Below are 22,878 nucleotides of genomic sequence, written 5' to 3' on the forward strand. Positions count from 1 at the left end.
ATGCGCAAAGACGCCATGTTTCGCGGCATCAGTCTGCTTGTCCTGCTTGCCAGCGCAACACTCGTCATCATGATGGGGTCCAGGGGAGGCTATGACTTGCAAAATCCGCTGCAGCCACTCCGGATGATCGCGCCCCTCTCCCTTCTGTTCTATTTCATCATGCCGATTCACGCCTGCTTCTTCTCGACAGAAGGCTTTGAATACGGCACGCTCAAAACCCGGATCGCGTCCGGGCAAAGCCGGGCTTCCTATGTATGGGGGAAATTCGCCATGATGACGTTTGCCGTCATAGGGTGGCTGGCCCAATTTTATATCTTGTACGAAGGCTTATATCTCATCATGAGCGGGGTAACAGGCGCTTCCATCGGGGGAGTCGGCTGGAGAAAAGAGGCGGTCGCCTTCCTGACCATCGCCGGCTTTAACGCGCTCTACTTGACCGCCTATGGGACGGTCATGATGATGACGGGTTTTCTGATCCGGAAAACGGCTGCGGCTGCGTCCTCACCTTCGTGTTCGTATTTGGCGACCTGATGCTGAGCGGCTATTGGAAAGACTCCTCGATCGCGTTGTTCCGGGCGTGGTCCGAGTATGGCCTGATGACGCACATCATGAAAATATCCGGCATCTATATCGTGGACGGCCTCCCTGTACGCCTCGCCGGCACAGCCGACTATCTGCTTGCCTTGGCCTTGCCGCTGGCCGTGATCGGCGTCTGTCTGGCTATTACGCATCTCACTTTTCGCATACGGGATATTCATACCCAGTAGCGCCGAAGATCAGGCGAACTCTCGCTTAGTCCACGAAAGGAGCAGACAGCCATGAACAAGCCTAGCAACCGGTTTACAGCGATTATTGTCACAGGACTTTTAGTCACCGTTATTCTTATCCTGATTCTGTTCGTTGGCGTAGACTACGCGCCTCGCGGACAGGAGTAAGCTTGAAGAAAGAGCCTCGACTCGGAAAAGTCCGGGCGCAAAAAAGGAAGCCGGCTACGCGCTTTTACCAACCGCCGTCCGGCTTCCCGTTTATGTCCCGTATTGCATGATCCAGTACGTTTCGCCGTTCTCGCTTTCCTCGACAAGCCTTTTCCAACCCTTATTCTCATAAAACGTCATCGCTTGGCGGTTGGCCGATACGCATTTCAATCGGATCGGTTCATTCAGTTCCGCGACGGAGGCATCGAGCAGTTGACTGCCGATGCCTTTACCCGTGAAGCCGGGATGAACGAACAACAGATGGATAAAGTTTTCCGGTACATATATAGAAGCAAATCCGAGAATCTGACCGTTCTCTCCTTCTGCCAGAAGGATAAGTTCATCAACCGTATGCTTATCGAATTCTTCGATCGTCATGGCATCCCGATCCGCCCAATGAAAATAGGCGCGGCGCGACTCCAAGTAGATCGTTCTCAATTCGGGGAAATCCGCCTCCGTTGCTGCTCTGATCGTCAAGATTGATCCCCCTCCAATAAGTTCACATAATAATTATTATGTGAACTAAAGTCCATTCACGTTCCGTCAGTCTTGGTTAACGCCCTTTGGCCTGACCGCAATATAAATATCCACTTGAGCATCCTGCGGATTCAAACTGCGCTCATCATACAGCTCGAAGTCTCCGGTGAACGTCCGCTCCATATCGGCCGCTAAGGCCGACCATTTCCAGATCGCCTGCCAAGCTTCGAGCACAACCCGGTCCATTGGGCCTTTTGCCGTTGTAAACACCGCATACGTAGCGGGCGGAACGACAACAGCCTGCATACCGGCCGGAACCTCGTCGCTCGCATCCGCCTCTGCGCCGATCAGAAACGTATACTCGCCGAGAGCCCCATTCTCATAGTTCGTATAGCAGGCGTAGAAGAGATTTTGATCTTGCTGCGCATCGGCGCGCGCAGGAAGCTTGTCCCGTATAGCCTCCTGCCCAAAACGAGCCCATAGCTTCGAAATGATTCCGCCGCCGGACAGCTCGCTCGCATTCGTCGTTGTTGCGGCTATCCCCATCAAACGAATTTCCGCTTTGTCCGCATAACGATCGGGCTGAACGGCCGGACGGCCGCTATCCCCATCCGGAGAAGACCACCTTTTCAGATTAGGCAAATAGTTCTGCATCATGGATCTTGCAGCCTGCTCCTCCATGCCCTCCTGCACCATGATCGGAACGCAAGTCTCGACCATTTCCTCGAGCGTAAGGTCCGGCTGCGTGAAAGCTCCGCTCTCATAGCAATACTTGCAATAGTCCTTCACCTTATTGTGTTCGGCATCTGTTCCGATTAAAGCTTCTTCCGTCAGGGGCATTCCACAGCTTTGGCAAACCAAGGTACTCATCGTCGTTTCCTCCTTCTCGGGTATGGTCCCATTATACAGGCAGGAACTTGACAGCTATTTGTCAGGTTTATCCCCTTACTCGTATTTTTTTACGATACCGGCGGCGATCCGCTTTATTTTGTCGCGTATAGAAGCGGGTTCCAGCACTTCCGCATCTTCTCCGAAACTGAGAATAAAGCCGTACAGCCAGTTATCCTCCGGGTAAGCGAGCGTGACCACATAGCCGCCCCCGTCTTCCCGCTGCAAGCTTTCCACCCCGAACCATTCCTCCGCCAAATGCCGCACCCTTTCATGGAACCGCAGCCGTAAAGGAGTCTCGTTCGCCGGCGGCTTCCATTCGGTTTTCCAGGGCATCTCTTCGACGGAAATGGGCTGCCTTACAAAATGAGCTTCGCCAAGGACCAGGTTTTTCATACGGAACAGCTTGAACAGCCGAAACTGCTGCCGATGCCGGCAAAAGGCGTACAAATACCATCTTTGTTTTTTCAACACAAGGGTGTAGGGCTCCACGCTGCGTTCCGTATAATCCCCATTCGCACTGCAATAAGTAAAAGAGACGATCTGAAGACGTTCGATCGCCTGCTTCAGACAGGCAAGCTTCTCCTCCATCTGGCCGATATCGCCCCAAGGAGAGAAGTCTACAATAAACTGCTTCGTCTTGAAGTCAAATTCGTCGCTTTCGGATGCGGGGATCACGCTGTTGATTTTCTCCAGCAGCATGCGATTGTCCTGGCCTCCGTACGAGGTCGATACGCTTTGCAGCGCCGTGACGATGGCGGCAAGATCGTTATTCGTCAGCAGATTGCGGTCCAGCCGATAGCCCTGGACAAGACCGATACCGCCGTTTGCCCCCGGGTAGGTGATAACCGGAATTCCCGCTTGGTCAATCGCCTCGATATCCCGGTATATCGTGCGTACAGACACCTCGAACAAGTCTGCCAGCTCTTTGGCCTGTATGCGATTGCGGTTGATTAACAAAATGACGATGGAGAGCAGACGGTCTATTTTCATCACAATTTCCTTTTCGATTATGCATGATCCAATCCGAACGCTATAGAACCGCTCAACTGAATTCGAGTCGATGGGCCAAAGTCTAGAGCGCTTTGGAGGAACGCTGAGGTTATCATTACCTAGTAAGCATACCATCTCTCCCCTGTTATTTACCCGTTATTTTTCGTGTGACCAGCTCCAACGCCTTTTCGTTAATAATCGGGAAGTCGCGCAAGGTCCAATAAGGAAGGACAAAGGCATGATTCTCTTTGACTGCCTTCAGGTTTTTCCAGAGCCCGCTTTGCTTCAGCTCTTCGAATTTTTTCTCCGCTTCCTTGTCGCCTTCGGCGGCAGGAAAGCCGACCTGGATGAATACATAATCCGCGTCGAATTCCGGCATCAATTCCATGGAGATGGCCTGATGCTTCTTGATCGACTTCACTTTTTCCGTTGCTTGAAGGCCCAAATCGCTGTATAAAATGCCGCCCAACTGCTGGCTCGTTCCGTAAATGCGGTACTCCTTTTCCAGCACGCGTATGATCGTGACGGTTTTGCCGCTGGCCGAAGCCTCGGCAAGCTGCTTTCTGGCGGCTGCGGCTTTGTCTTCGTATTGTTTAAGCCACTTGTTCGCCTGTTCCGTTCTGCCCAGAATCTCGGAGAAAGCTAGGAAGTCCTTCCGCCAGTCGGTCGTTTCCTCCAAAATGATCGTCGGGGCGATTTTATTCAGCTGATCGTAGACCGTTTCATCGCCTTTACGGGCAATAATCAGATCGGGGGCTGCCTCCAGAACCGCTTCCAGGTTCGTTTTATCGCCTAGCTTCTTTACCCCTTCAAGCGGCTTGCCTTCTACATATTCCAAATCGATCGAGCCCACATAGGTAGTCATCGCATAAGGTTTCATACCCAAGGCCAGCATGGAATCGGCAAGCCGATAGTCCAGGACGGCAATTTTGGAAGGCTCGCCCACGAGCGTCGTTTCGCCCTTGAGATGACGAATGACTCGGGGCTCGGCCGAAGCGGCCGGTTGTTTGGAGGACGCCGATTGTTGGGAGGAATTCGAATCGGGCTTGGAGGCGCACCCTGCCGTGACCAATAACAATAGGATGAGGGCGAGAACAGAGCGGGATAATGAAGAATGCACGATTTGCACGAGATTCAGCCACCTTTATCATGTTGGTTAGTCATCATAATTGATTATGATAATCATTATCAATTATTGAGCAATGCAATGTTAACATATTGTAAATTTTATGTCAAACCCTCCTTCTCCGCGCCCCGCCCGCATTTCCCCCGATTTTGGCAAATGCAGACTCAAAAAAAGCCGACCCCCGAGCAGCCTTGTACGTTGCCTGGGAACCGACCTTTGTGCTCTATAAATTTTTGTTGGCATAGATCCGGACCGACACTTCCATCGAGATCCTGCCGATCAGAAGCGCCAGTAGGGCGAGCAGCGCATCCTGAACGAGCGGATAACCGGGAAGCGTGACAGCAAGCCCCGCCCCGCTCGCTTGAAACGACTTGAGCACGGTCGGGAAGACGAAAGGCATCAAAAAGACGAAAAACATGAAAATGTATTTCGATTTTTCGTAACCGAAGTAGAACTGAACCGGAATGATCGCCCCGAAGATGACCGTGATGATCAGAAACGACCACCCGATATCCGCAGGGCCCAGGACGTCCATCTGAACGGGAGCGACGAACGCCGTAACGGTGTACAGCATATAGCAGCCTATAAAGATCGTCAGGGCGAAATAGTATTTGGACTTGACGATTTTCTGTCTCGTATAGGGCGTCGCGCACAAGAAGGTCGATCCCCTGTACTTGTACTCGATCATCGAAACGGTGCTGAACAGCAAATAAAGAATGTATAGCGTGCTGAGAAAAAACGTCAGAAACCCTTGGGCCATAAACCCGAGCTTGATATGAATGAACACCGGCAGCGCCACGGAAGCGATCAGCATGACGATCCAGTATTTTTTCGCCAGCAGGAAATCTTTTTTGACAAGATGCATCATCATCGGCCCGACCTCCCCGCATAGCCGAGTAAAATTTGTTCAACGGTCGGACGTTCGATCAGCGCGTGCTGCAGCTGCCGGCGGACAGCCGCTTTCTGATCTGTCAAGCCGGAGTACCCGTATTCGGTTTCATGCAAGCTTATAAATAACGGCCGGGTCCGGTCGTTCAGCTCCTTCTTGTCCCCTTTCACAAGGCCGTGTCTGTCGAGAAGAATGTCCTTGTCCTCGCTGAGCACGATTCGGCCATTGTCGATCAGGATGAGCGCATCCGCCACTTTGTCCAGATCGGAGGAGTTGTGCGACGAGAGGAAGACGCTTTTGCCATCCTCCTTGACGTAATCCAGCAAAATGTCCATCAGCTCCATTCGGACCTTGGGGTCCAGTCCGCTTGTCGGCTCGTCCATGATCAGCAGGTCGGCATGGTGGGAAATCGCTAGGGCGATCGCGTATTTCATCCGCATTCCTTTGGACAGCTCGGCGATTTTCTGGTTTCCCTGCAGCCCGAAGCGGTCCAAATGGCGTTTAAACAGCGCATCGTCCCAGTTGGAATACGCCGGCGCAATGACGCTCTTCATTTCGGACAACGTCAGCTCGTCGTAAAAATAGCCTTCGTCCAGCACGACTCCGATGCGGTTTTTAAACTCCCGCTCCTGATCGAGGACGGCTTTTCCGAAAAACGCAATTTCCCCCGCATCCCGCACCATGAGCCCGAGAATCAGCTTCAGCGTAGTCGTTTTTCCGGCGCCGTTCACGCCGATAAACCCGGTGATGCAGCCTTCGATCAAGGAAAAGCTAAGATCGTGCAGCTCGAAGGCGCCTACGCGTTTTTTCAATCCTTTCACCTCTAAAATCGGCTTCATTCCCCGCCCTCCTCGAACAATAAATCCATCATGGCGTACAATTCGTCCTTGCCGATGCCGAGCGAGCGCGCCGTATTCCACGCCTCCGTAAGCTTGACTTCCACCATATGCCGCTTCGACTCCAGCAGCAGCTCGACGTTTTCTTTGGCCACGAAGGAGCCTTTGCCCGCACGGGTCGTAATAAACCCCTCCGCCTCCAGCTCGTCGTATACCCTTCGGGTCGTCAGGACGCTGACGTGCAAATCGTTGGCCAGCGCGCGTATGGAAGGAAGCATCTCGCCTTCCTGCAACTCGCCGTGAAGGATGGCGTCCTTGATCTGGTTTTTGATCTGCTGGTAAATCGGCGGATCGGACGCATTGGAAATAATAATTTTCATGAAACCTCCGGAAATCCATAACTGTGTATCTATGACATACACAGAATACACGAACAGCACAGTGTTTGTCAATAACGCACAAAAGCAACCGAGCCTCGCGCATAGGCCCCGTTGCTTTATTTAAAAAGGTCAGTCTTTGGACTGGACGCTCAGCTCTTCGCCAAATTTCCGATATACATCAGCTGTGCAGGCTCCACCTCGTCCGCAGCTCCGTCTACGATACGTCTCACGCTGTCCAGCGTCTCCTGCAGCGTCAGCCACTCTCCGGGCCTTTTCGTATACGCCTCCGCCACATAAAACGGCTGCGTAAGAAACGCCTCCAGACGCTTGCCCCGATTATACGTCTGCGTATCCGATTCCGGCAGCTTCTCCAGCCCTTTATTATCGACCAGAAAGCGCAGTTCCCGGTAACGGCGAAGCAGCTTGCGAGCCCGCTGCTGAATCATCTGATGAGCCGCTTCCAATTGGGCTCCCTCCAGAACGGTAGAGATGGACGAGATCGGGTCAACGGCCGGGAAGAAGGTTCGGGAGCCCAAATCGGCATCGAAGCGAAGCAGCGTATCAAGCGGGCCATAAGGAACGTCCTCGTCGGGCGCCTCGAATCGGGTATCCACCAGCGCTACGGTGACCGGACGCGTCCCGGCCTCCTGAAGTCGCTCCCGCAGAAGCTGCAATTCACCGGAGATGACGATTTTCCGGTCGGCGCCGAGCATGATATCGTACTCCGAACTTATCGACGTGATGCGCTCGTAGATCTCGTCAAGCGAGCTGCCGGTCCAATCGGCTTGCGGAAGCACATCCTCCATCGCTTTGCGAATCTGGTGACGGTCATCGGCCTCGTACTCTGGTTCCCAGAGCACAGTCGTATAACCGCGGCGCTTCGTCCGATGGAACAGCTCCGCCAGCATCACAAGCTGTCCCATTCCGTTGCGGGCTACCAGACCGACGGTCCCGCCCCGGACAACGGGGGCAAACAAATCCAAAACCTTGATGCCCGTTTCAATCATACTGACACCGCCTCCCCGAATAATCAATTCGTCGATACTGCAATTCGCAAGCGATGCCAGGATCGCGAGCGTGCGCACTTCAGCCCGGCCAACCGGGATTTTGCCCGTGCACAGGTTGGATACCGTAGCCGGTCTCAAGCCGGCTGCGCGAGCCGCCGCAGTCAGGTTTGGGACGCGACGACGCAGCAAAGTTACGTTTAGCTGCAATTCTTCATTCATGGAATCACCTCCTTAATTACTTCTTATAGTAATTTAAATTTCGCTTAAAAGCAATTATAAAATGGAAAAATACGCAAATAACCGGATTCGAGGAATGTCCAGGGTAATCGCATAAGAACAATCGGCGGCAAAACGAGGCTGCGGTGACCCTTTGCTCCTCCAATCGCACTTGAAATCGGATTCCTGTTTGAGGAATAGCAGGCGGAATCCGATTTCAAAGGCGACCGCTTCGCTTTTGCGGACCCAAAAGCTCCCCTCCGCCTTCTCTGCAGAGCCGGACTGTGTCTCATGCGATTGCCCTGAATGAAGTCTAGCGGTTATTTACATCATCGTGTTTATATGATAAATTATCAGACATCCAATCATCCTACGTTTAAAGAAGGTGCTTGTATATGTCCGTTCAAAAAACAAAGCGGCTGTCGCTGGTCGACCAAGTCGCCATGCAAATCGAACAGCTGATCGAAAGCGGCTACTGGAGCGTTGGAGACAAGCTTCCCCCCGAGCCGCAGCTGATGGAGCAATTCGAGGTAAGCCGCAATACGCTCAGGGAAGCCATCAGGGCTCTCGTCCATACGGGTTTTCTGGAGACCAGGCAAGGGATCGGCACGCTGGTAACGTCGGCGAGCAACCTGGAGATGGCTTTCAAGAAAAAAATTAAAAAAAGCAAGCTTCTCGAAACGCTCGAGGTGCGGCTGACTCTGGAGCGCGAAGCGGCGCAGCTTGCCTGCGAGCGGCGGACGGAGCAGGATTTGTCCGACATGGCCGGCTGGATCGAACGCTGCCGGGCGGCGGCGGAAACGCAAAATTTCAGCGAATTTATCGAAATGGATATCGCATTCCACAAAGCCGTCGTGCGGGCTACGCATAATCAAATGTTCGTCGAGCTGTACGACCATATTACCGAGGCGCTGGAGCAATCCGTGCACGAGCTGCTGCTGCGCACCGCAGCCCAACACGGTTACGACATTCATACCGACCTGTTCGAGGCGATCGAACGGCAGGACGTCGATACGGCGGTAAGAAGCATCAACGCTTATATGAACCAGGCCCAGGATGCGCTTGCCGCTTCGATGAACAAACTGGAGAGTCCGTCATGAAAAAAACGATGTGGCTGTTTATGATCGGCTTTGTCCTCGTTGGTGCTAATCTGCGGGCGCCGATCTCGTCGGTAGGTCCGATTCTGACCTCGATTCAGGAGAGCCTCGGGCTATCGAACACGGCTGCAGGCAGTCTGACGACCGTTCCTCTGCTTGCCTTTGCGCTGCTATCCCCGTTCGCGTCGCGGATCGCTGGCAAATTCGGCACCGAGAAGACGATCTTCTGGTCGTTGCTGGCGCTTACCGTCGGCATCGGCGTCCGGCTGTTTCCGAGCGCCGGTCCACTGTTTATCGGGACGGCTCTTATCGGACTGGCGATCGCCGTATGCAATGTGCTGCTACCGGCTATTATCAAGCTGCATTTTCCGCTGGGTATCGGGCTCATGACCGGCGTCTACGGCGTGTTTATGAACGTATTCGCCGCATTCGCGTCCGGACTTAGCGACCCGCTTGCCTCTACACCGGGTATCGGCTGGCAAGGCGCGCTTGGCTTCTGGGGCATACTCTCTCTGATCGCCCTCGCGGTCTGGAGCTTCCAACTGACCGGAGGCCGCCAGGCTTCGCAACCGGCTGGACCGGCCGCCGCCAAGACGGACAGCATATGGAGATCGCCGCTTGCTTGGACGGTTACGCTGTTCATGGGCATCCAATCGCTGCAGTATTATACGTTGATGACATGGCTGCCGCAAATTTTGCATGCCAACGGGTACAGCTCCGCTTCGGCCGGCTGGATGCTGGCCGCGATGCAAGTCGCGCTCATCCCGATGACGTTCCTGATGCCGATTGTCGCCGGAAAAATGCGCAATCAGCGTCTGCTGGCCGCAGCGACATCGCTCGGATTCCTGCTCGGCATCGCGGGCCTGCTGCTGGGAATCTTCATCCCGCTTGCGGTCATTCTGCTCGGGATGGCGTCGGGCAGCGCCTTCGGATTGGCGATGATGTTCTTTGCCCTGCGCACCCGGGATGGGCGGCAAGCCGCCGAGCTGTCGGGGATGGCGCAATCGTTCGGCTATTTATTGGCTGCGTTCGGCCCGATGGTATTCGGCTGGCTGCATGACCGGACCGACAGCTGGACCGCGCCTTTGCTCGTGCTGCTTGTCTTTTCCGTCGTCTTGCTGATGGCAGGCCTCGGCGCCGGCAAAGGATCGGTGCACCGGCCTCGCGCCGAAAGCGAGCTGTCGCGTACGGACGCGGGTACCAAGCTTCCCCTTGATCCGCGTGAGGCCCGTTAGCAGGCTGCTGAGGACAAGGAGCCTAACCGATGGCTTACAGGCCGTCGGTAATCCGCTTGGCGCGGCGGGATACTTGCCGGTACAGCTCCTCCTCGTTGATCGTCAGAAGCTGTCTGCCCCGCATCAATATCCGGCCGTTGACGATGGTCGTATCGACATCGGAGCCATCCGCGCCGTAAGCCAACAGCGATTGGATGGTGTGCACCGGCTGCAAGTGGGGCTTGCGTATATCGATCAGAATAAGGTCGGCCTTCTTCCCCGCCTCCAGCGTACCCGTTTCGGCATCCAGCTTCAGCAGCCTGGCGCTCTCCAAGGTTGCCATACGGAGCGCCTGCCACGCCGGCAGCCGAGTCGGATCGCCATAATCGAGCTTTTGCAGCCAAGTCGCGGCTCTTATGGTCGCGAACATGTCGACGGTCGTTGCGCTTCCCGCTCCGTCGGTGCCCAGCCCTACCGTAATGCCCTGATCGATCAAATCGGGCACGGGCGCTATACCGCACCCCAGCTTCAAGTTGCTGACCGGATTATGGGAAACGCCTCCGCGCATGCCCTGCAGAAGGCGGATATCCCGCCGATTCAGATGCACGCTATGGGCCAGCAGCGCATGCGTCTGCTCGAACAGTCCGAGATGATATAAATACTCGGTCGGCGTCTGGCCGTATTTCTCCCGGATTCGGACGACTTCTTCCTTCGTCTCCGCCAGATGCGTATGGATCGGGATGTCCCGCTGGAGCGCCAGCTCGATCACTTCCCGAAACGGCCCGGGCTGGCACGTATACGGCGAATGCGGCCCCAGCATGGTCGTAATCCGCCCGTCCGCCTTCCCGTTCCAACGGTCGATCAGCTCGACCGCCTCCTTCATCCGCCTCCCCCCGTCCTCGGCGACGAACACCAGCCCGCGCGTCAGCGATGCGCGCATGCCGGTTTCCTCCACGGCAGAAGCCACTTCGTTCATATGAATGTACATATCGGCAAAAGCCGTCGTGCCGGACCGGATCATCTCCGCCATCGACAGCTTTGCGCCCCAATAAATATCCTCGGGCGTCATGCGGGCTTCCGCCGGGAGCATTTTGCGATCCAGCCAGTCCATCAGCTTCAGATCGTCGGAAAACCCTCTCAGCAGGCTCATCGGCGTATGCTGGTGGGCGTTGATCAGCCCCGGCATGGCGATCATCCCTTCTGCCCAGATCACCTCGTCGGCATCGGCATCGATGTTGGGTCGAATAGCGGCGATGTGCTCGCCGTCCAGTAAAAGATCCCCGGTGAACGGGGTTTCGTCTGTCATGGTCAAAACGGTTGCGCCTTTGATCAACGTGCGCTTCATCCTATCTCCTCCTGCGAATCTGTGATACGATTAGCATAGAGGATTCCGCTGCGTGAGAGTCAAGCGGGCGCATTCCGGGGCAGACCGGACCTATTTCTGCGTTTCGGAGCGTGTTGGTGAATTCCCCGATCCGGCGTGGGCGGCGGGTTTCTCCTTTTGCAGTCGGCGCTTCGCCGTTACACATTCGGAAATCCCGCGACGACCTCGAGCTTGCCATAAGCGCGCCCAAAACGTTCACGTAACGAGAAGCTTTTGACCATGCATGAGAAAGGCGATCGCGATGAAAATTAAAGAAGTTGCCGATAGGCTCAATATCTCGCCGCGCACGATCCGCTTTTACGAGGAGAAAGAGCTGGTCAAACCGCACAAGCAAGCGGACAATCAATACCGGACGTTCAGCGAACAGGACATATGGCGTCTGCAGACCGTGATTGCGCTGCGCGAAGCGGGCATGGCGATCGACGATATCAAACGGGCGCTGGAGAAGGTCGAAACGTCCGATCCCGGAGAGCTGACCTCCTATCTGGAGCTTCAGCGGTCGGTCATGTTCGCCAAATGGCTGGAGCTGAAGCAAATGATCGAGACGGCGGACGGCATGATTCATATGCTGAAGCGGGAAAACAAGCTGCCTCTCGAGGACATTTACCGGCTCGCCGAAGGCTCCAAACGGCTGCGCGAGCAGCGCAGCAGCTGGCACGACCGGTGGGACTTCGATCGGCTGGCCGACGCGCATGACCGGCGCACACTGGAAAAGGAAGCCGGCGAATACAAGGATTACAACCATATTCTGCAACTGACCGTGAAATGGCTGTCTCCGGTTCGCGGCGAGCAAGGCTTGGATCTCGGCACCGGCACCGGAAATCTGGCAGGCATGCTGATGGAGCAGGGGGCGGAAATGGTCGGGGTCGACCAGTCCCAGGAAATGCTGAAGCAATGCCGCAGCAAATTCCCGCACATGGAGACGAAGCTCGGCAATTTTCTGGCCATACCGTATTTGGAGAGCCGATTCGATTTCATCGTTACAAGCTTTGCCTTTCATCATCTGACCCGCGAGCAGATGGAGCTGGCCATTCACGAGATGCGCCGGGTGCTCAAGCCGCGCGGGCGCATCTGCATCGCCGATCTGATGCTGCCGGACGAGCCGCTGGCGGATGTCGGCGTCGCTCAACTGGGCTACCCCTCGCTCTCCGGTTTGCTGGAGCTGTTCGACGAACTGGGCTATCTCGTCAAGCACCACCGCGTGAACGAGCTTCTGCATCTGGTCTATGCGGTCCCGATTCGGTGAGAGGCGCGAAGCCTTCTCCCAAGCTCGCAACAAGATGTTCATAAAGTTATAACTGGTATTAGCCCTTCGTTGGCAGTAAAATGGTAGAATACCTGTTCTACTCGGATCGCAAACTACAAAAGGGGAAAACAAAACTCATGCAAAGGGCTCAACAGCTTACCACACCGCAAAAAAAATGGTCCACCATATTGGCGCAGACGGTCAAAACGGGGATTATCAAGTCCAACCTGTTTCCGATGCTGGCCGGCCTGACGCTCGCTCTATATACGTACCGTCTCGGCTTGGTCGAGAAGCTGCCGGAAATCATCCTTGCCGTCATCGGCTCGATTCTGGTCATCGGGGCAGCCGGAGCCTTCAATAACTTGTACGACCGCGATATCGATTCAATCATGGAGAGGACGAAAAACCGGCCGACCGTTACGGGCGAAATCCAGCCGGGAGCGGTATTAGGGATCGCCATCGCGATGGCGGTGCTCGGACTCGTCGCTCTTGCTCTTACGACGCCGCTGGCCGCATTAATGGGGTTTATCGGCTTGTTCGTATACGTCGTTCCCTATACGATGTGGAGCAAAAGAAGAACGATCTACAACACTGAAATCGGCAGCATTTCCGGAGCCATGCCGCCGTTGATCGGCTGGGCCGCCATTCATCCGGACATTACGCACCCGGCCATTCTCGGTCTTTTCGTTATCATGATTATTTGGCAAATGCCGCATTTTTATGCCATCGCGATCCGCAAGCACGAGGAATATAAAGCCGCCAACGTGCCGATGCTGCCGGTCGTCAAAGGCATTAGACGGACTTACATTCAGACGAACGTCTACCTGGTCGTCCTGATCGCCACTTGCTTTCTGCTCGGCTCGCTCAGCCTCGGTCTCATGCTCGTAGCGTTGCTGCTAAGCGTCGGATGGCTCGCGATCAGCGTGTACGGCTATCGGAAAATGGATTCGGAGAAGTGGGCGAAATCGCTGTTCATTTACTCCCTGATTCATATGACGATTTTGTATTCGACGGTCATTATTTATTCGCTGATGGGCATTATTTTCAAACTGTAGGAAAAAAGAAGCAAGCAAACAAGCCGCCATTCCCGAGGAATGGCGGTTGTTTTCATGTTTATTTCGGTTACACCTGCCGGAAACGCCAGGCCAGGTCGCGCAGCAGCAGCTCGTTGCGGAAAGCCGGAAGCGACAGCGAGGCGTCGATCGTGACGCATTCAATGCCCGCCATTTCCGCAAAATCGGCGATTTGCTCAGTCTTCACCATGTAGGAAAAGCCGGTATGGTGCGCTCCCCCGGCCGTAATCCACGCCTCGACGCCCGCCTTTAGGCTCGGCTGCACGTTCCAGAGAACGCGCGCCACCGGCAGCCGAGGCAACTCCCGCTCCGGCTGGAGCGCGTTCACTTCGCTGACGAGCAGCCGGAAGCGGTCGCCCTTATCGATTAGGGAGACGTTAATCGCATCGCCCGTACGGCCGTCGAACACGAGTCTGGCGGGCGCTTCCTTGCCGCCGATGCCGAGCGGATGCACCTCGAGCTTCGGCTTGCCGGCCGCGATTGTCGGGCATACCTCCAGCATATGGGCGCCCAGCACCAGCTCGTTGCCCGGCTCCAAATGGTACGTATAGTCCTCCATAAAGGAAGTGCCCCGGTTGCCGGCCATCACTTTCATCAGCCGCACAATCGCCGCGGTTTTCCAGTCGCCTTCCCCGCCGAATCCATAGCCTTGGGCCATCAGACGCTGCACGGCCAAGCCCGGCAGCTGCCGCAGTCCGTGCAAATCCTCGAACGTCGTCGTAAACGCCCCGAAGGAGCCCTCCTCGAGAAACGCCTTCAGCCCGAGCTCGACGCGCGCCTGGTAACGGATGCTATCGCGGATGACGCCCTCCGTCCGGCCTTCCGGCACGATGTCGTACAGCTCCTCGTACTGTTCCATTAGCACGTTCACGGCGGCTTCGGAAACGTCGTCCATACGCCGTACCAAATCGCCGACACCGTATCCGTTCACCGACCAGCCGAGGCGCAGCTGCGCCTCCACCTTGTCGCCTTCGGTTACGGCCACCTCGCGCATATTGTCGCCGAAGCGGGCTATCTTCAGGGTGCGACTCTCCGCCCATGCGGCCGCGCTAAGCATCCAGCCGCCGATGCGGCGGGAGACGTCCGGGTCCTGCCAGTGGCCGAACACGACCTTGCGGGCGATGCCCAGACGTGCGCCGATATGGCCGAACTCCCGGTCGCCATGGGCTGCCTGGTTTAAATTCATAAAATCCATATCGATGTTGTCCCAGGGGATATCTCGGTTGTATTGGGTCGCCAGATGAAGCAAAGGCTTGCGCAGCAGCGACAGCCCTCCGATCCACATTTTGGCCGGAGAGAACGTGTGCATCCAGGCGATAATCCCGGCGCACGCTTCGTCCCCATTCGCTTCGATCATCAGGTTCCGGATCGCATCCGGCGTCGTCAGCACGGATTTAAACACAAGCTCGAAAGTAATCGTTTCGTCCGCTTCCAAAAATGCGGCGATCTGCCGCGAATGCTCCTCGACTTGAGCAATCGTGTCCGGGCCGTACAGATGCTGGCTGCCCGTCACGAACCAAAATTGATACGGTTTTCTTTGCAGCATAAAGCCGCCTCCCCTGCGACGCTTTTCCGTGCGGAATTAGGATTGCTGCTTGATGGCTTTCAACTTCTTCATCGGGCTTTGCTCCCCGCGGCCGAAGTAATCGTGCAGTTCGGAATAGATGGCGTACATGCGTTCGTATACTGCCACATGCTCCGGAATCGGCTCATACACCTCGTCGCGCAGCCGCGCCATCTGCTGCGCCGCTTCGACGATCGAGTCGCAGCCGCCCACTTCCTTGCCCGCCGCTACAGCCGCGAACATGGCCGCGCCGACCGCCGGCGTCTGCTTGGAAGCCGCGACCTTGATCGTACGGTTCGTTACGTCCGCATAAATCTGCATCAACAGCCGGTTTTTTTGCGGTAAGCCGCCGCAGGCGTACAATTCCTCGACCGCTACGCCGTTCGAATGAAACGCTTCGATAATGCTGCGCGTTCCGTACGCCGTCGCCTCCAGCAGCGCCCGGTATATTTCTTCCGGCTTCGTCTGCAGCGTGCAGCCGACGATCAGCCCGGACAAGTCGGTATCGACGAGCACGGAACGGTTGCCGTTCCACCAGTCGAGCGCAACCAGCCCGTTCTCGCCCGGCTTGTAGGCGGCCGCTCGCTTCTCGAGCCATTGGTGAACGCCCGTGCCTTCCCTCTCGGCGGCTTCCTTGACATAGCCGGGAACCGCTTCCTCGACATACCATTCGAACATGTCGCCGACCGCAGGCTGCCCCGCTTCATAGCCGAAATAACCCGGGATGATGCCGTCCTCGACGACGCCGCACATGCCTTCGACGCGCTTCTCCTCTTCGCCGAGCACCATATGGCAGATCGACGTTCCCATAGCCATCACGAGCTTGCCCGGGGTGACGACGCCGACCGCAGGCACGGCCGCATGGGCGTCGACGTTGCCGACCGCCACCGCGATGCCCGGCTTCAGGCCGATCGCCTCGGCCATCGCCGGAGTCAAGCCGCCCGCTCTCGTTCCGAGCGGCAAAATGTCGCCGCGCAGCTTCGTTTCCGTCAATGCTTCGAGCTTCGGATCAAGCGCTGCGAAAAAGCCGTTGTCCGGATATCCGTCCTGTTTGTGCCACATCGATTTGTAGCCGGCCGTGCAGCTGTTGCGCGTGAATGCGCCGGTCAGCTGGAAGACGACCCAGTCCGTCGCTTCCATGAAACGGTCGGCGGCATCGTACAGCTCCGGCGCTTCGTTCCCGATCTGCCATGCTTTGGCGATCATCCACTCCGAGGAGATTTTACCGCCGTATCGGGGCAAAAACGCTTCCCTCCGCGTAAGAGCGGTCGCCGTAATCCGGTTCGCTTCGTCCTGCGCCGCGTGATGCTTCCACAACTTCACCCAGCTATGCGGGTTGCGCTCGTAGCCCGGGATGAAGCAGAGCGGCTGCCCCTCGGCATCGACCGGCAGCATCGTACAGGCCGTGAAGTCGATTCCGATGCCGATTACCTGTTCGGGCGACACGCCCGATTGCTTCATGATTTCCGGAATCGAAAGGCGCAATACGTCCACATAATCGTTCGGATGCTGGAGCGCCCAGTCGTGCTCCAGCTTAATGCCCGACCCCGGCAGCGCTTCGTCGATAACGCCGTGGGCATACGGGGTTACATGATCGGCCACCTCCGTGCCGTCTTCCAGGTCGACCAGTACGGCCCGACCGGATAACGTTCCGTAGTCGACGCCTATTGTATACTTTTTCGTCATGAGTGGTTCTCCTTCCTCTTTTAATTAAATCTGTCCGTAGTATGCCTTGGCTCCGTGCTTACGGAAAAAGTGACGGTCCAGCAGATGCGGGTCCATAGCGGCCGCTTGCGCATTCAAGGCGAACGTGCGGGAAGCGATCTTGGCTACCTCTTCGAGCACGATCGCGTTATGAACGGCCGCGTGAACGTCTTTGCCCCACGTGAAAGGCGCATGGCAGTGGACGAGTACGCCCGGCATCTGGAGCGGGTCCGTGCCGCGCATCGTCTCGACGATCACGTGGCCGGTTTCTTTTTCGTATGCGCCCTGAATTTCCGCTTCGGTCATCGCCCGCGTGCAAGGCACCTCTCCGTAAAAATAGTCGGCATGCGTCGTTCCGAGCGCCGGAATGGCGCGGCCCGCCTGAGCCCAGCTCGTCGCCCAGGGCGAATGCGTATGCACGATGCCGCCGATATCGGTAAAATACTTGTACAGGACAAGATGCGTAGGCGTATCGGAGGACGGCTTCAGCTTTCCTTCCACGATGTTGCCGTCCAGATCGACGACGACCATATCGTCGCGGCTCATCGTTTCGTAAGACGCCCCGCTTGGCTTGATGACGACGTAACCGGTGTCGCGGTCGATGGCGCTTGCATTTCCCCATGTCAATGTCACCATCCGATGCTTGGGCAGCTCGAGATTGGCTTCGAGTACGGCTTGCTTCAACTGTTCCAACATTAGGAATACGCCCCTTCCGAAAGTTTGGCTTGCTCCTCTATTTTACACATGTACGTACAAGTTGGCACGAATTTTTTTATAAAAAATAGACACGTACATACAAGATGTCGTGTCTCCGAATAACTATGCGGTTTTGCAGCTTTAATAAAACTGCGAAATTGCGGGCTTTACGAAAGAATACCTGCGGTCGAATCCCTTATGATCAGCCGCGGCTCGTACACAATATCAGCCGGCGTGGCGGACGAAGGATGCTCGATCATGTGCAGCAGAAGCTCGGCGGCTTTCGTCCCCATCTCCGTCTTCGGATGGGCGACGGTCGTCAGCTTGACCTCGCCGGCAGTCGCCAACGCGGAGTCGTCGAATCCGACGACGGACAGATCGCCGGGCACGGAAAATCCGGCTTGCCGGGCGGCATCGATCAGCTTGACGGCCAGCTCGTCGTTGTAGCAGACGAACGCCGTCGGCCGGTCGGCGCGGCCGAGCAGCGCCAGCGCGGCTTCAAGCGGCTTCGCCGCCTTCTCCTCCGTCGCATAGACGACCGCGCGGTCCGGCAGCAGCGGGCAGTCGTAGCGACGGTGCGCTCTGACGAAGCCGCGCAGCCGGTTCGCCCCTTGCAGGTCGTCGGTTTTGAAAAAACCGGCGATCTGGCGGTGTCCCAGCTTGAACAGATGCTCCGTCGCCGCGAAGCCGCCCGCCTCGTCGTCCACCTTGACGCAGGGGCAGTCGATTTCCGGATAACGCTCGTTGATCATGACGAACGGGATGCGGCGCACGAATAACGACAAATAGTAGCTGAGGTTCGGGTTGCCCTGCGCGCTCTTCGTCGGCTCGATGATCAGGCCGGCCAAAGGCTGGCCGAGCATCATGGCCAGGCTCTCCCGCTCCTTCTCCTTGTCGTTGTCGGTACTCGATAGCATCAGGCTGTACCCGCCGGCGCGCAGCGACGCTTCGACGCCGCGGACGATGTGGGGAAAAATATAATCGGATATATAGGTCGTCATCATGCCGACGTTCTGGATGTCCTGCGTCGCCTTCGGCTTCGGAGCGGATACGAAGGTGCCCTTTCCCTGCACGCGGTACAGCCAGCCTTCCTTTTCCAGCTCGCCGAACGTCTGCCTCACCGTCTGCCGGCTCATGCCGTAGCGGCCGGCCACCTCATGCTCGGACGGCATCCGCTCGTCCGGCAGCAGCTGTCCGCTATGCAGCCAGGACAATATTTCCTGCTTCAATTGCAAATATTTCGGAACCTGCTTCTGATCCTGATCCATGCTACACCCCAAGCCTTATGCGAATATGTACAACCATTATAGCACATGCAACTTGTATGGACATATGGATCGCTGCAGGCCGTCGAGCCATTCCGGTCGTCATGCGGATTTCTGCCGTCCGGCTTATGCTGCTCCTCTCACAGACAGCCGCCGGTACACGGAGGGTTGAATGCCGCAAACCATTGTGATACGATTAGACCAACCGGTCGGTCCGATATGAGGTGACGTCAATGGGCAGAAGGCAAGCCGATGGTGAAGAAACGAAGCGGCGGATCGTGGACAAGGCGGGACAGTTATTTGCCGAGAAAGGCTTCAACGCCGTCACCATGAATGAGATTTGCGAATGTGCAACTGTAAGCAAAGGAAGCCTGTACCATCATTTCCCTGGCAAGGACGAGCTGCTGCTTTACGTCTTGGAAGTAGACGCCAAGCAATGGCGACAGCGCTGGGAAGACAGGCGGGCAGAGCTCCTTTCCACGGAAGAACAGCTGTTCTTGCTTGCGGAGCAATATGCCAACGATTTTCAAAACCCCCTATCCAAAGCGCTGGAAGAGTTTGCTCGAAGCCGGGTGATCTCGGATGAGGTATTCAAGCGAATATGGACGATTAACGACATCACCCTTCAGGCTTGTCGCACCGTTATCCAAGAGGGTATGGAACGGGGCGAGCTTGCCCGCGGCGAGCTCGACGAGAAAGTGATTATTATCAGCAGCATGCTGGAAGGCTTGGGCAAGACGTATTACATGTACGACCGGGAAAAAGAGCAGGACACGGTGAAAGCCATCTACCGGAAAGCGGTCCATCTGCTGCTTGACGGCATACGTGCTGGCGGAAGTTGTTGACAGCACGTTTTTTTTGCTCAATAACAGACCGTCCGGTCGGTCTGTTATTGAGACTTTTAGCAGACAGGAGCGCGATTCTATGACAACGCTATATTTGTGGTTCATCTTAATTGGCATTTGCATACCGGGGATTGGGCTGATGACCCGTTATACGGCTAACGAGCTGCTGGCCAAGCCTGATAATCGAATGTCCGAGCGGGCGCTGCGTATAGCGCTTGCCGCTCAAACGTTCATACTTGTGGCGCTTGCCGCTGGCGCCGGGCTTTACTTCGGTCCCAAGGTCGGACTTACGGACCGCTTTCTCGCAGGATTGAGCCAAGGCCGAACGGAATGGGCCGATCTGTACCGTCAGCTGCTAAGCGGGACCGTCGGCGGGGTCGTCTGCACGGCCGTCTGGGTGGCCTGCTACTACGGCTTCATCCGTTCCCGGATCGACCGGGCCTCGCTCTTGATCGCCGAGCAGGCCAGGAATGAATTGGGGCTTGCCGCCAGAATCGCGTCCGGCGGGATTACCGAAGAAATCCTGTTTCGCTGGGGACTTCTCAGCATCGCGATGTGGAGCGTTTCCCTGTTGACGTCGCAGACGACTGCATTCTGGATCTCGATTGTCGTCACCGGCATTTTGTTCGGTCTGGCTCATCTGCCCGGCTACATCGCGAAGGGCTGTATCCCTTCCCCGTTGCTGGTCGGCTCGACGGTGCTAGGCAATCTATGGGTGTCTTTCTTTTGCGGCTATATGTTTTGGCAGTACGGTCTTATTGCCGCCATCGTCGTGCATGCGCTGTTTCATGTCATCTGGTACCCTTGGGACAGGGCCGCCTTCATCAGGCTCAGCCGGGCAGGCTGAGCCGCCCGCGCCGGTTAATTCGCGTGAGCCTGCTTTAAAGCTTGAATGTCGAGCTTATCCATCCGAAGCATCGCCTCCATCGCCTGCTGCGCTTTTCGGGCGTCCTTATCCTGCAGCAGCTCGTTCAAGATGGAGGGGACGATCTGCCAGGACAAGCCGAATTTGTCCTTCAGCCAGCCGCACCGGCCGGGCTCGCCTCCGGCAGACAGCTTCTCCCACAGATCGTCGATCTCCTCCTGCGTGTCGCACTTGACGAACAGCGAGATGGCCGGAGTGAACGAAAAGTGCGGACCGCCGTTCAGCGCCATGAAAGTCTGACCCTGCAGCTCGAACGTCGCGGATATAAGTGTTCCTTTCGGCGCGGGCCCCCCTCCCCCATGACGCGACACGCTGATCGTCGCAGTCTCCTTGAAGATCGAGCTGTAAAAATCGATCGCTTCCTCCGCATTGTTATCGAACCACAGAAATGGCGTAATTGTTGGCATCGTGTTCCTCTCCTTCATAAAAGTTGGATTTAGCGGACCAGCGGGGCGATGGCCGCCGCAAGCTTGTCGAGCGACTGATTCATGCCGGCTACGGCGTATTCTGCCATCTGCCCCGGAGTCCAGTTGTGCTCGGTAATCTTCAGTTCCGTCCGGTCGCCTTGAGCGTTGAATTCGATGACGAACTCGACCTCATGCGGGAAGTCCGGCGGCATGCCCACGTCGGCGGGAGAGATGATGTTGCCGTCTTTGTCGGCCAAATACTGCGTAAATTCCAACCGCTGCAGCGGCACGATCGTCCGGTAAACGCCGGTGGAATAAAAGTCCTGGCCGCCCTGCTCCTCGGGAGCGCGCATACAGAACAAATAGCGTCCCCCTTCACGGAAGTCCGTTTGGCATAAAGGCGATGTGTAGTGCGCTGGCCCCCACCATTGCACCACCAGCTGCGGGTCGGTCCAAGCTTTCCATACGAGTTCAACCGGGGCGTCAAAAACGCGGGTAATCACAAGGCTTTTCTTAATCGAATTCATGAGGGTGGCTCCTTTTCGGATCGGTTTTGGTTTATTTTCTTCATTTCGGTTTTCAATACCGCATCGAGTGCATCCAGACGCCGGCTCCAGCGGGCTCTCATGTTCCGGGACCATTCTTCGAATTCCGTCATGGTCTCCGTATTCAGCCGGTAAATCCGCTGCTGCGCTCTCTTCTCGACATGCACCAGATTCGCTTCCCGCAACAACTTCAAGTGCTGGGAAACCGCCTGAGGGCTGATCTGAAAATGATCGCAAATTTCCGATGCGGAAAACTCTCCGCTGCTGGCAAGCATCTCTAAGATGCGGCGGCGCGTCGGATCGGCGAGTGCGGAAAACAGATCAGCAGGCATACCTTTCTTGTCCTCCTCCTCTTTATCGGATTGGGTTATGAATTGATAATAAACCATTTCCTTAATTAAGTAAATACTTAAATAATATTCATCGATAAACGGCAAGCGCCTATGTTTGACTATACATAAAACCAAAAGTCGGTAATCCTTAGCACAGGAAAACCGACTTTTCTTTGGTGAAAACTGTATTAGCATGGGTTTTACGTTTGGTTTGGTTTCGATCCGCTTCGCGTTGATTAGCTTGACCTGAGTCATTTCTTCGGTTTGAACTTCTCCGGATTTTTCAGGTAGCTTTCCACTACGAAGCCGCATTGTAAACAAAACAGATGGACCAGCTCCGAGCCGGAATTGAACAAGCTCAAATTTTCTGGCCTAACATTGCCGTGCCCGATTTGGACGCCTTTGCCAAATTCACGGCCATTGCATTTGGGGCATTCGCTCATGGGAATCGTCTCCTTTGGTGTGGTGTCGCTATTCGTTCCGGTACGCTGCGATTTGCGCTTGAGCGCTTATCCAAGTTTAATGGGTTAAAAAACGGCTCAAACCGAAATCAGTGCTTGATCCATGATGATGTTGACTGGAGCGCGCAGAAAGAGAAGGTCGTTGGAAGGAAGGCCGCTTTGTACGATATTTCACACAGGCGACGGTCTTTTCCAGGCAATGACGAGTGTTTTATATGAAATACCGTACAAATTTTCGCTTTTGAATGCCGCATCTTGCTTTTTGTACGATTTTTGGACTTATGTCAAGAAAGTGGACAGTGAATTAAGGAACCTTTAGCTGGAGCGGCGTTTG

The 22,878-nt window shown here is 55.9% G+C and carries 24 protein-coding genes; 8 read left to right on the forward strand and 16 right to left on the reverse strand.

Annotation, left to right across the window (positions count from 1 at the left end; all coding sequences use genetic code 11):
• Together ABD796_RS32130 and ABD796_RS32135 are read left to right on the forward strand one after the other, a co-directional pair.
• Complete coding sequence (locus ABD796_RS32130; RefSeq protein ID WP_344916218.1) at positions 1 to 531, forward strand: hypothetical protein; 531 nt, start codon at positions 1 to 3, stop codon at positions 529 to 531.
• Positions 510 to 767, forward strand: a complete 258-nt coding sequence (locus ABD796_RS32135; protein ID WP_344916220.1) for a hypothetical protein — start codon at positions 510 to 512, stop codon at positions 765 to 767. The genes ABD796_RS32130 and ABD796_RS32135 overlap by 22 nt, the downstream gene beginning before the upstream one ends.
• Before the next feature lie 258 nt (positions 768 to 1,025).
• Here the strand turns inward: ABD796_RS32135 and ABD796_RS32140 are convergent, their stop codons facing one another.
• The 8 genes from ABD796_RS32140 to ABD796_RS32175 all read right to left on the reverse strand — a co-directional run bounded on the left by ABD796_RS32140 (position 1,026) and on the right by ABD796_RS32175 (position 7,789).
• Positions 1,026 to 1,451 (reverse strand): GNAT family N-acetyltransferase, encoded by a 426-nt coding sequence (locus ABD796_RS32140; RefSeq protein WP_344916222.1) that lies wholly within the window; start codon positions 1,449 to 1,451, stop codon positions 1,026 to 1,028.
• Between the two features lie 66 nt (positions 1,452 to 1,517).
• On the reverse strand, positions 1,518 to 2,321 hold the full coding sequence (locus ABD796_RS32145) for a zinc ribbon domain-containing protein (protein ID WP_344916223.1): 804 nt from the start codon (positions 2,319 to 2,321) through the stop codon (positions 1,518 to 1,520).
• Positions 2,322 to 2,396: 75 nt separating this feature from the next.
• Positions 2,397 to 3,332 (reverse strand): helix-turn-helix transcriptional regulator, encoded by a 936-nt coding sequence (locus tag ABD796_RS32150; RefSeq protein WP_344916225.1) that lies wholly within the window; start codon positions 3,330 to 3,332, stop codon positions 2,397 to 2,399.
• 145 nt (positions 3,333 to 3,477) lie between these two features.
• Entirely contained in the window at positions 3,478 to 4,461 is a 984-nt protein-coding gene (locus tag ABD796_RS32155) for an ABC transporter substrate-binding protein (protein ID WP_344916227.1), read from the reverse strand.
• A 220-nt stretch (positions 4,462 to 4,681) separates the two neighbouring features.
• On the reverse strand, positions 4,682 to 5,329 hold the full coding sequence (locus ABD796_RS32160) for an ABC-2 transporter permease (RefSeq protein WP_344916229.1): 648 nt from the start codon (positions 5,327 to 5,329) through the stop codon (positions 4,682 to 4,684).
• On the reverse strand, positions 5,326 to 6,186 hold the full coding sequence (locus tag ABD796_RS32165; RefSeq protein WP_344916231.1) for an ABC transporter ATP-binding protein: 861 nt from the start codon (positions 6,184 to 6,186) through the stop codon (positions 5,326 to 5,328). The genes ABD796_RS32160 and ABD796_RS32165 overlap by 4 nt, the downstream gene beginning before the upstream one ends.
• The gene (locus tag ABD796_RS32170; protein WP_344916233.1) at positions 6,183 to 6,563 is read right to left on the reverse strand and encodes a GntR family transcriptional regulator; all 381 of its coding nucleotides are present in this window, start codon (positions 6,561 to 6,563) and stop codon (positions 6,183 to 6,185) included. The genes ABD796_RS32165 and ABD796_RS32170 overlap by 4 nt, the downstream gene beginning before the upstream one ends.
• A gap of 149 nt (positions 6,564 to 6,712) precedes the next feature.
• Positions 6,713 to 7,789 (reverse strand): ATP synthase beta subunit C-terminal domain-containing protein, encoded by a 1,077-nt coding sequence (locus ABD796_RS32175; RefSeq protein ID WP_344916235.1) that lies wholly within the window; start codon positions 7,787 to 7,789, stop codon positions 6,713 to 6,715.
• 392 nt (positions 7,790 to 8,181) lie between these two features.
• On the opposite strand from ABD796_RS32175, the gene ABD796_RS32180 reads away from it, so the two are divergent.
• Together ABD796_RS32180 and ABD796_RS32185 are read left to right on the forward strand one after the other, a co-directional pair.
• Positions 8,182 to 8,886 (forward strand): FadR/GntR family transcriptional regulator, encoded by a 705-nt coding sequence (locus ABD796_RS32180; protein ID WP_344916237.1) that lies wholly within the window; start codon positions 8,182 to 8,184, stop codon positions 8,884 to 8,886.
• A complete protein-coding gene (locus ABD796_RS32185) occupies positions 8,883 to 10,118 on the forward strand; it encodes a CynX/NimT family MFS transporter (RefSeq protein WP_344916239.1) in 1,236 nt (411 codons plus the stop codon). The genes ABD796_RS32180 and ABD796_RS32185 overlap by 4 nt, the downstream gene beginning before the upstream one ends.
• 34 nt (positions 10,119 to 10,152) lie before the next feature.
• On the opposite strand, the gene ABD796_RS32190 is transcribed toward ABD796_RS32185, so the two are convergent.
• The gene (locus tag ABD796_RS32190) at positions 10,153 to 11,442 is read right to left on the reverse strand and encodes an amidohydrolase (protein WP_344916241.1); all 1,290 of its coding nucleotides are present in this window, start codon (positions 11,440 to 11,442) and stop codon (positions 10,153 to 10,155) included.
• Between the two features lie 280 nt (positions 11,443 to 11,722).
• On the opposite strand from ABD796_RS32190, the gene ABD796_RS32195 reads away from it, so the two are divergent.
• On the forward strand, positions 11,723 to 12,727 hold the full coding sequence (locus ABD796_RS32195; RefSeq protein ID WP_344916269.1) for a MerR family transcriptional regulator: 1,005 nt from the start codon (positions 11,723 to 11,725) through the stop codon (positions 12,725 to 12,727).
• Positions 12,728 to 12,864: 137 nt separating this feature from the next.
• Complete coding sequence (cyoE, locus tag ABD796_RS32200; RefSeq protein WP_344916243.1) at positions 12,865 to 13,782, forward strand: heme o synthase; 918 nt, start codon at positions 12,865 to 12,867, stop codon at positions 13,780 to 13,782.
• Between the two features lie 67 nt (positions 13,783 to 13,849).
• Here the strand turns inward: cyoE and araA are convergent, their stop codons facing one another.
• The 4 genes from araA to ABD796_RS32220 form a co-directional block, all read right to left on the reverse strand.
• Complete coding sequence (gene araA, locus ABD796_RS32205) at positions 13,850 to 15,346, reverse strand: L-arabinose isomerase (RefSeq protein ID WP_344916245.1); 1,497 nt, start codon at positions 15,344 to 15,346, stop codon at positions 13,850 to 13,852.
• Positions 15,347 to 15,382: 36 nt separating this feature from the next.
• Positions 15,383 to 17,050 (reverse strand): ribulokinase, encoded by a 1,668-nt coding sequence (locus ABD796_RS32210; protein ID WP_344916247.1) that lies wholly within the window; start codon positions 17,048 to 17,050, stop codon positions 15,383 to 15,385.
• Between the two features lie 24 nt (positions 17,051 to 17,074).
• Positions 17,075 to 17,764 carry an L-ribulose-5-phosphate 4-epimerase gene (araD, locus tag ABD796_RS32215; RefSeq protein WP_344916249.1) on the reverse strand — a complete coding sequence of 230 codons (690 nt, stop codon included), beginning with the start codon at positions 17,762 to 17,764 and terminating at the stop codon, positions 17,075 to 17,077.
• A 167-nt stretch (positions 17,765 to 17,931) separates the two neighbouring features.
• Complete coding sequence (locus ABD796_RS32220; RefSeq protein WP_344916251.1) at positions 17,932 to 19,032, reverse strand: GntR family transcriptional regulator; 1,101 nt, start codon at positions 19,030 to 19,032, stop codon at positions 17,932 to 17,934.
• Positions 19,033 to 19,262: 230 nt separating this feature from the next.
• Here ABD796_RS32220 and ABD796_RS32225 point away from each other — a divergent pair, with 230 nt between their 5' ends.
• Positions 19,263 to 19,874 carry a TetR/AcrR family transcriptional regulator gene (locus tag ABD796_RS32225; protein WP_344916253.1) on the forward strand — a complete coding sequence of 204 codons (612 nt, stop codon included), beginning with the start codon at positions 19,263 to 19,265 and terminating at the stop codon, positions 19,872 to 19,874.
• A 79-nt stretch (positions 19,875 to 19,953) separates the two neighbouring features.
• Positions 19,954 to 20,721, forward strand: a complete 768-nt coding sequence (locus ABD796_RS32230) for a CPBP family intramembrane glutamic endopeptidase (RefSeq protein ID WP_344916255.1) — start codon at positions 19,954 to 19,956, stop codon at positions 20,719 to 20,721.
• A 14-nt stretch (positions 20,722 to 20,735) separates the two neighbouring features.
• Here the strand turns inward: ABD796_RS32230 and ABD796_RS32235 are convergent, their stop codons facing one another.
• Genes ABD796_RS32235 through ABD796_RS32245 form a run of 3 tightly spaced genes read right to left on the reverse strand, consistent with a single transcriptional unit; the run spans position 20,736 to position 22,395 of the window.
• Entirely contained in the window at positions 20,736 to 21,206 is a 471-nt protein-coding gene (locus ABD796_RS32235; protein WP_344916257.1) for a VOC family protein, read from the reverse strand.
• Between the two features lie 29 nt (positions 21,207 to 21,235).
• Complete coding sequence (locus tag ABD796_RS32240) at positions 21,236 to 21,733, reverse strand: SRPBCC family protein (RefSeq protein ID WP_344916259.1); 498 nt, start codon at positions 21,731 to 21,733, stop codon at positions 21,236 to 21,238.
• Positions 21,730 to 22,395 (reverse strand): ArsR/SmtB family transcription factor, encoded by a 666-nt coding sequence (locus ABD796_RS32245; RefSeq protein ID WP_344916271.1) that lies wholly within the window; start codon positions 22,393 to 22,395, stop codon positions 21,730 to 21,732. The genes ABD796_RS32240 and ABD796_RS32245 overlap by 4 nt, the downstream gene beginning before the upstream one ends.
• Positions 22,396 to 22,878 lie beyond the last annotated feature (483 nt).

The sequence above is a fragment of the Paenibacillus hodogayensis genome (genome assembly GCF_039536325.1).
Lineage (GTDB): Bacteria > Bacillota > Bacilli > Paenibacillales > NBRC-103111 > Paenibacillus_AB > Paenibacillus_AB hodogayensis.

Excerpts from the sequence above, each read along its gene's own strand:
- ABD796_RS32235 (WP_344916257.1), bottom strand. The coding sequence starts at position 21,206 with ATGCCAACAATTACGCCATTTCTGTGGTTCGATAACAATGCGGAGGAA.
- ABD796_RS32245 (WP_344916271.1), bottom strand. The coding sequence starts at position 22,395 with ATGCGGCTTCGTAGTGGAAAGCTACCTGAAAAATCCGGAGAAGTTCAA.
- ABD796_RS32145 (WP_344916223.1), bottom strand. The coding sequence starts at position 2,321 with ATGAGTACCTTGGTTTGCCAAAGCTGTGGAATGCCCCTGACGGAAGAA.
- ABD796_RS32165 (WP_344916231.1), bottom strand. The coding sequence starts at position 6,186 with ATGAAGCCGATTTTAGAGGTGAAAGGATTGAAAAAACGCGTAGGCGCC.
- ABD796_RS32210 (WP_344916247.1), bottom strand. The coding sequence starts at position 17,050 with ATGACGAAAAAGTATACAATAGGCGTCGACTACGGAACGTTATCCGGT.
- ABD796_RS32160 (WP_344916229.1), bottom strand. The coding sequence starts at position 5,329 with ATGATGATGCATCTTGTCAAAAAAGATTTCCTGCTGGCGAAAAAATAC.
- ABD796_RS32175 (WP_344916235.1), bottom strand. The coding sequence starts at position 7,789 with ATGAATGAAGAATTGCAGCTAAACGTAACTTTGCTGCGTCGTCGCGTC.
- ABD796_RS32225 (WP_344916253.1), top strand. The coding sequence starts at position 19,263 with ATGGGCAGAAGGCAAGCCGATGGTGAAGAAACGAAGCGGCGGATCGTG.
- ABD796_RS32220 (WP_344916251.1), bottom strand. The coding sequence starts at position 19,032 with ATGGATCAGGATCAGAAGCAGGTTCCGAAATATTTGCAATTGAAGCAG.
- ABD796_RS32230 (WP_344916255.1), top strand. The coding sequence starts at position 19,954 with ATGACAACGCTATATTTGTGGTTCATCTTAATTGGCATTTGCATACCG.
- ABD796_RS32195 (WP_344916269.1), top strand. The coding sequence starts at position 11,723 with ATGAAAATTAAAGAAGTTGCCGATAGGCTCAATATCTCGCCGCGCACG.
- araA (WP_344916245.1), bottom strand. The coding sequence starts at position 15,346 with ATGCTGCAAAGAAAACCGTATCAATTTTGGTTCGTGACGGGCAGCCAG.
- ABD796_RS32170 (WP_344916233.1), bottom strand. The coding sequence starts at position 6,563 with ATGAAAATTATTATTTCCAATGCGTCCGATCCGCCGATTTACCAGCAG.
- ABD796_RS32240 (WP_344916259.1), bottom strand. The coding sequence starts at position 21,733 with ATGAATTCGATTAAGAAAAGCCTTGTGATTACCCGCGTTTTTGACGCC.
- cyoE (WP_344916243.1), top strand. The coding sequence starts at position 12,865 with ATGCAAAGGGCTCAACAGCTTACCACACCGCAAAAAAAATGGTCCACC.
- araD (WP_344916249.1), bottom strand. The coding sequence starts at position 17,764 with ATGTTGGAACAGTTGAAGCAAGCCGTACTCGAAGCCAATCTCGAGCTG.
- ABD796_RS32150 (WP_344916225.1), bottom strand. The coding sequence starts at position 3,332 with ATGAAAATAGACCGTCTGCTCTCCATCGTCATTTTGTTAATCAACCGC.
- ABD796_RS32185 (WP_344916239.1), top strand. The coding sequence starts at position 8,883 with ATGAAAAAAACGATGTGGCTGTTTATGATCGGCTTTGTCCTCGTTGGT.
- ABD796_RS32190 (WP_344916241.1), bottom strand. The coding sequence starts at position 11,442 with ATGAAGCGCACGTTGATCAAAGGCGCAACCGTTTTGACCATGACAGAC.
- ABD796_RS32180 (WP_344916237.1), top strand. The coding sequence starts at position 8,182 with ATGTCCGTTCAAAAAACAAAGCGGCTGTCGCTGGTCGACCAAGTCGCC.
- ABD796_RS32130 (WP_344916218.1), top strand. The coding sequence starts at position 1 with ATGCGCAAAGACGCCATGTTTCGCGGCATCAGTCTGCTTGTCCTGCTT.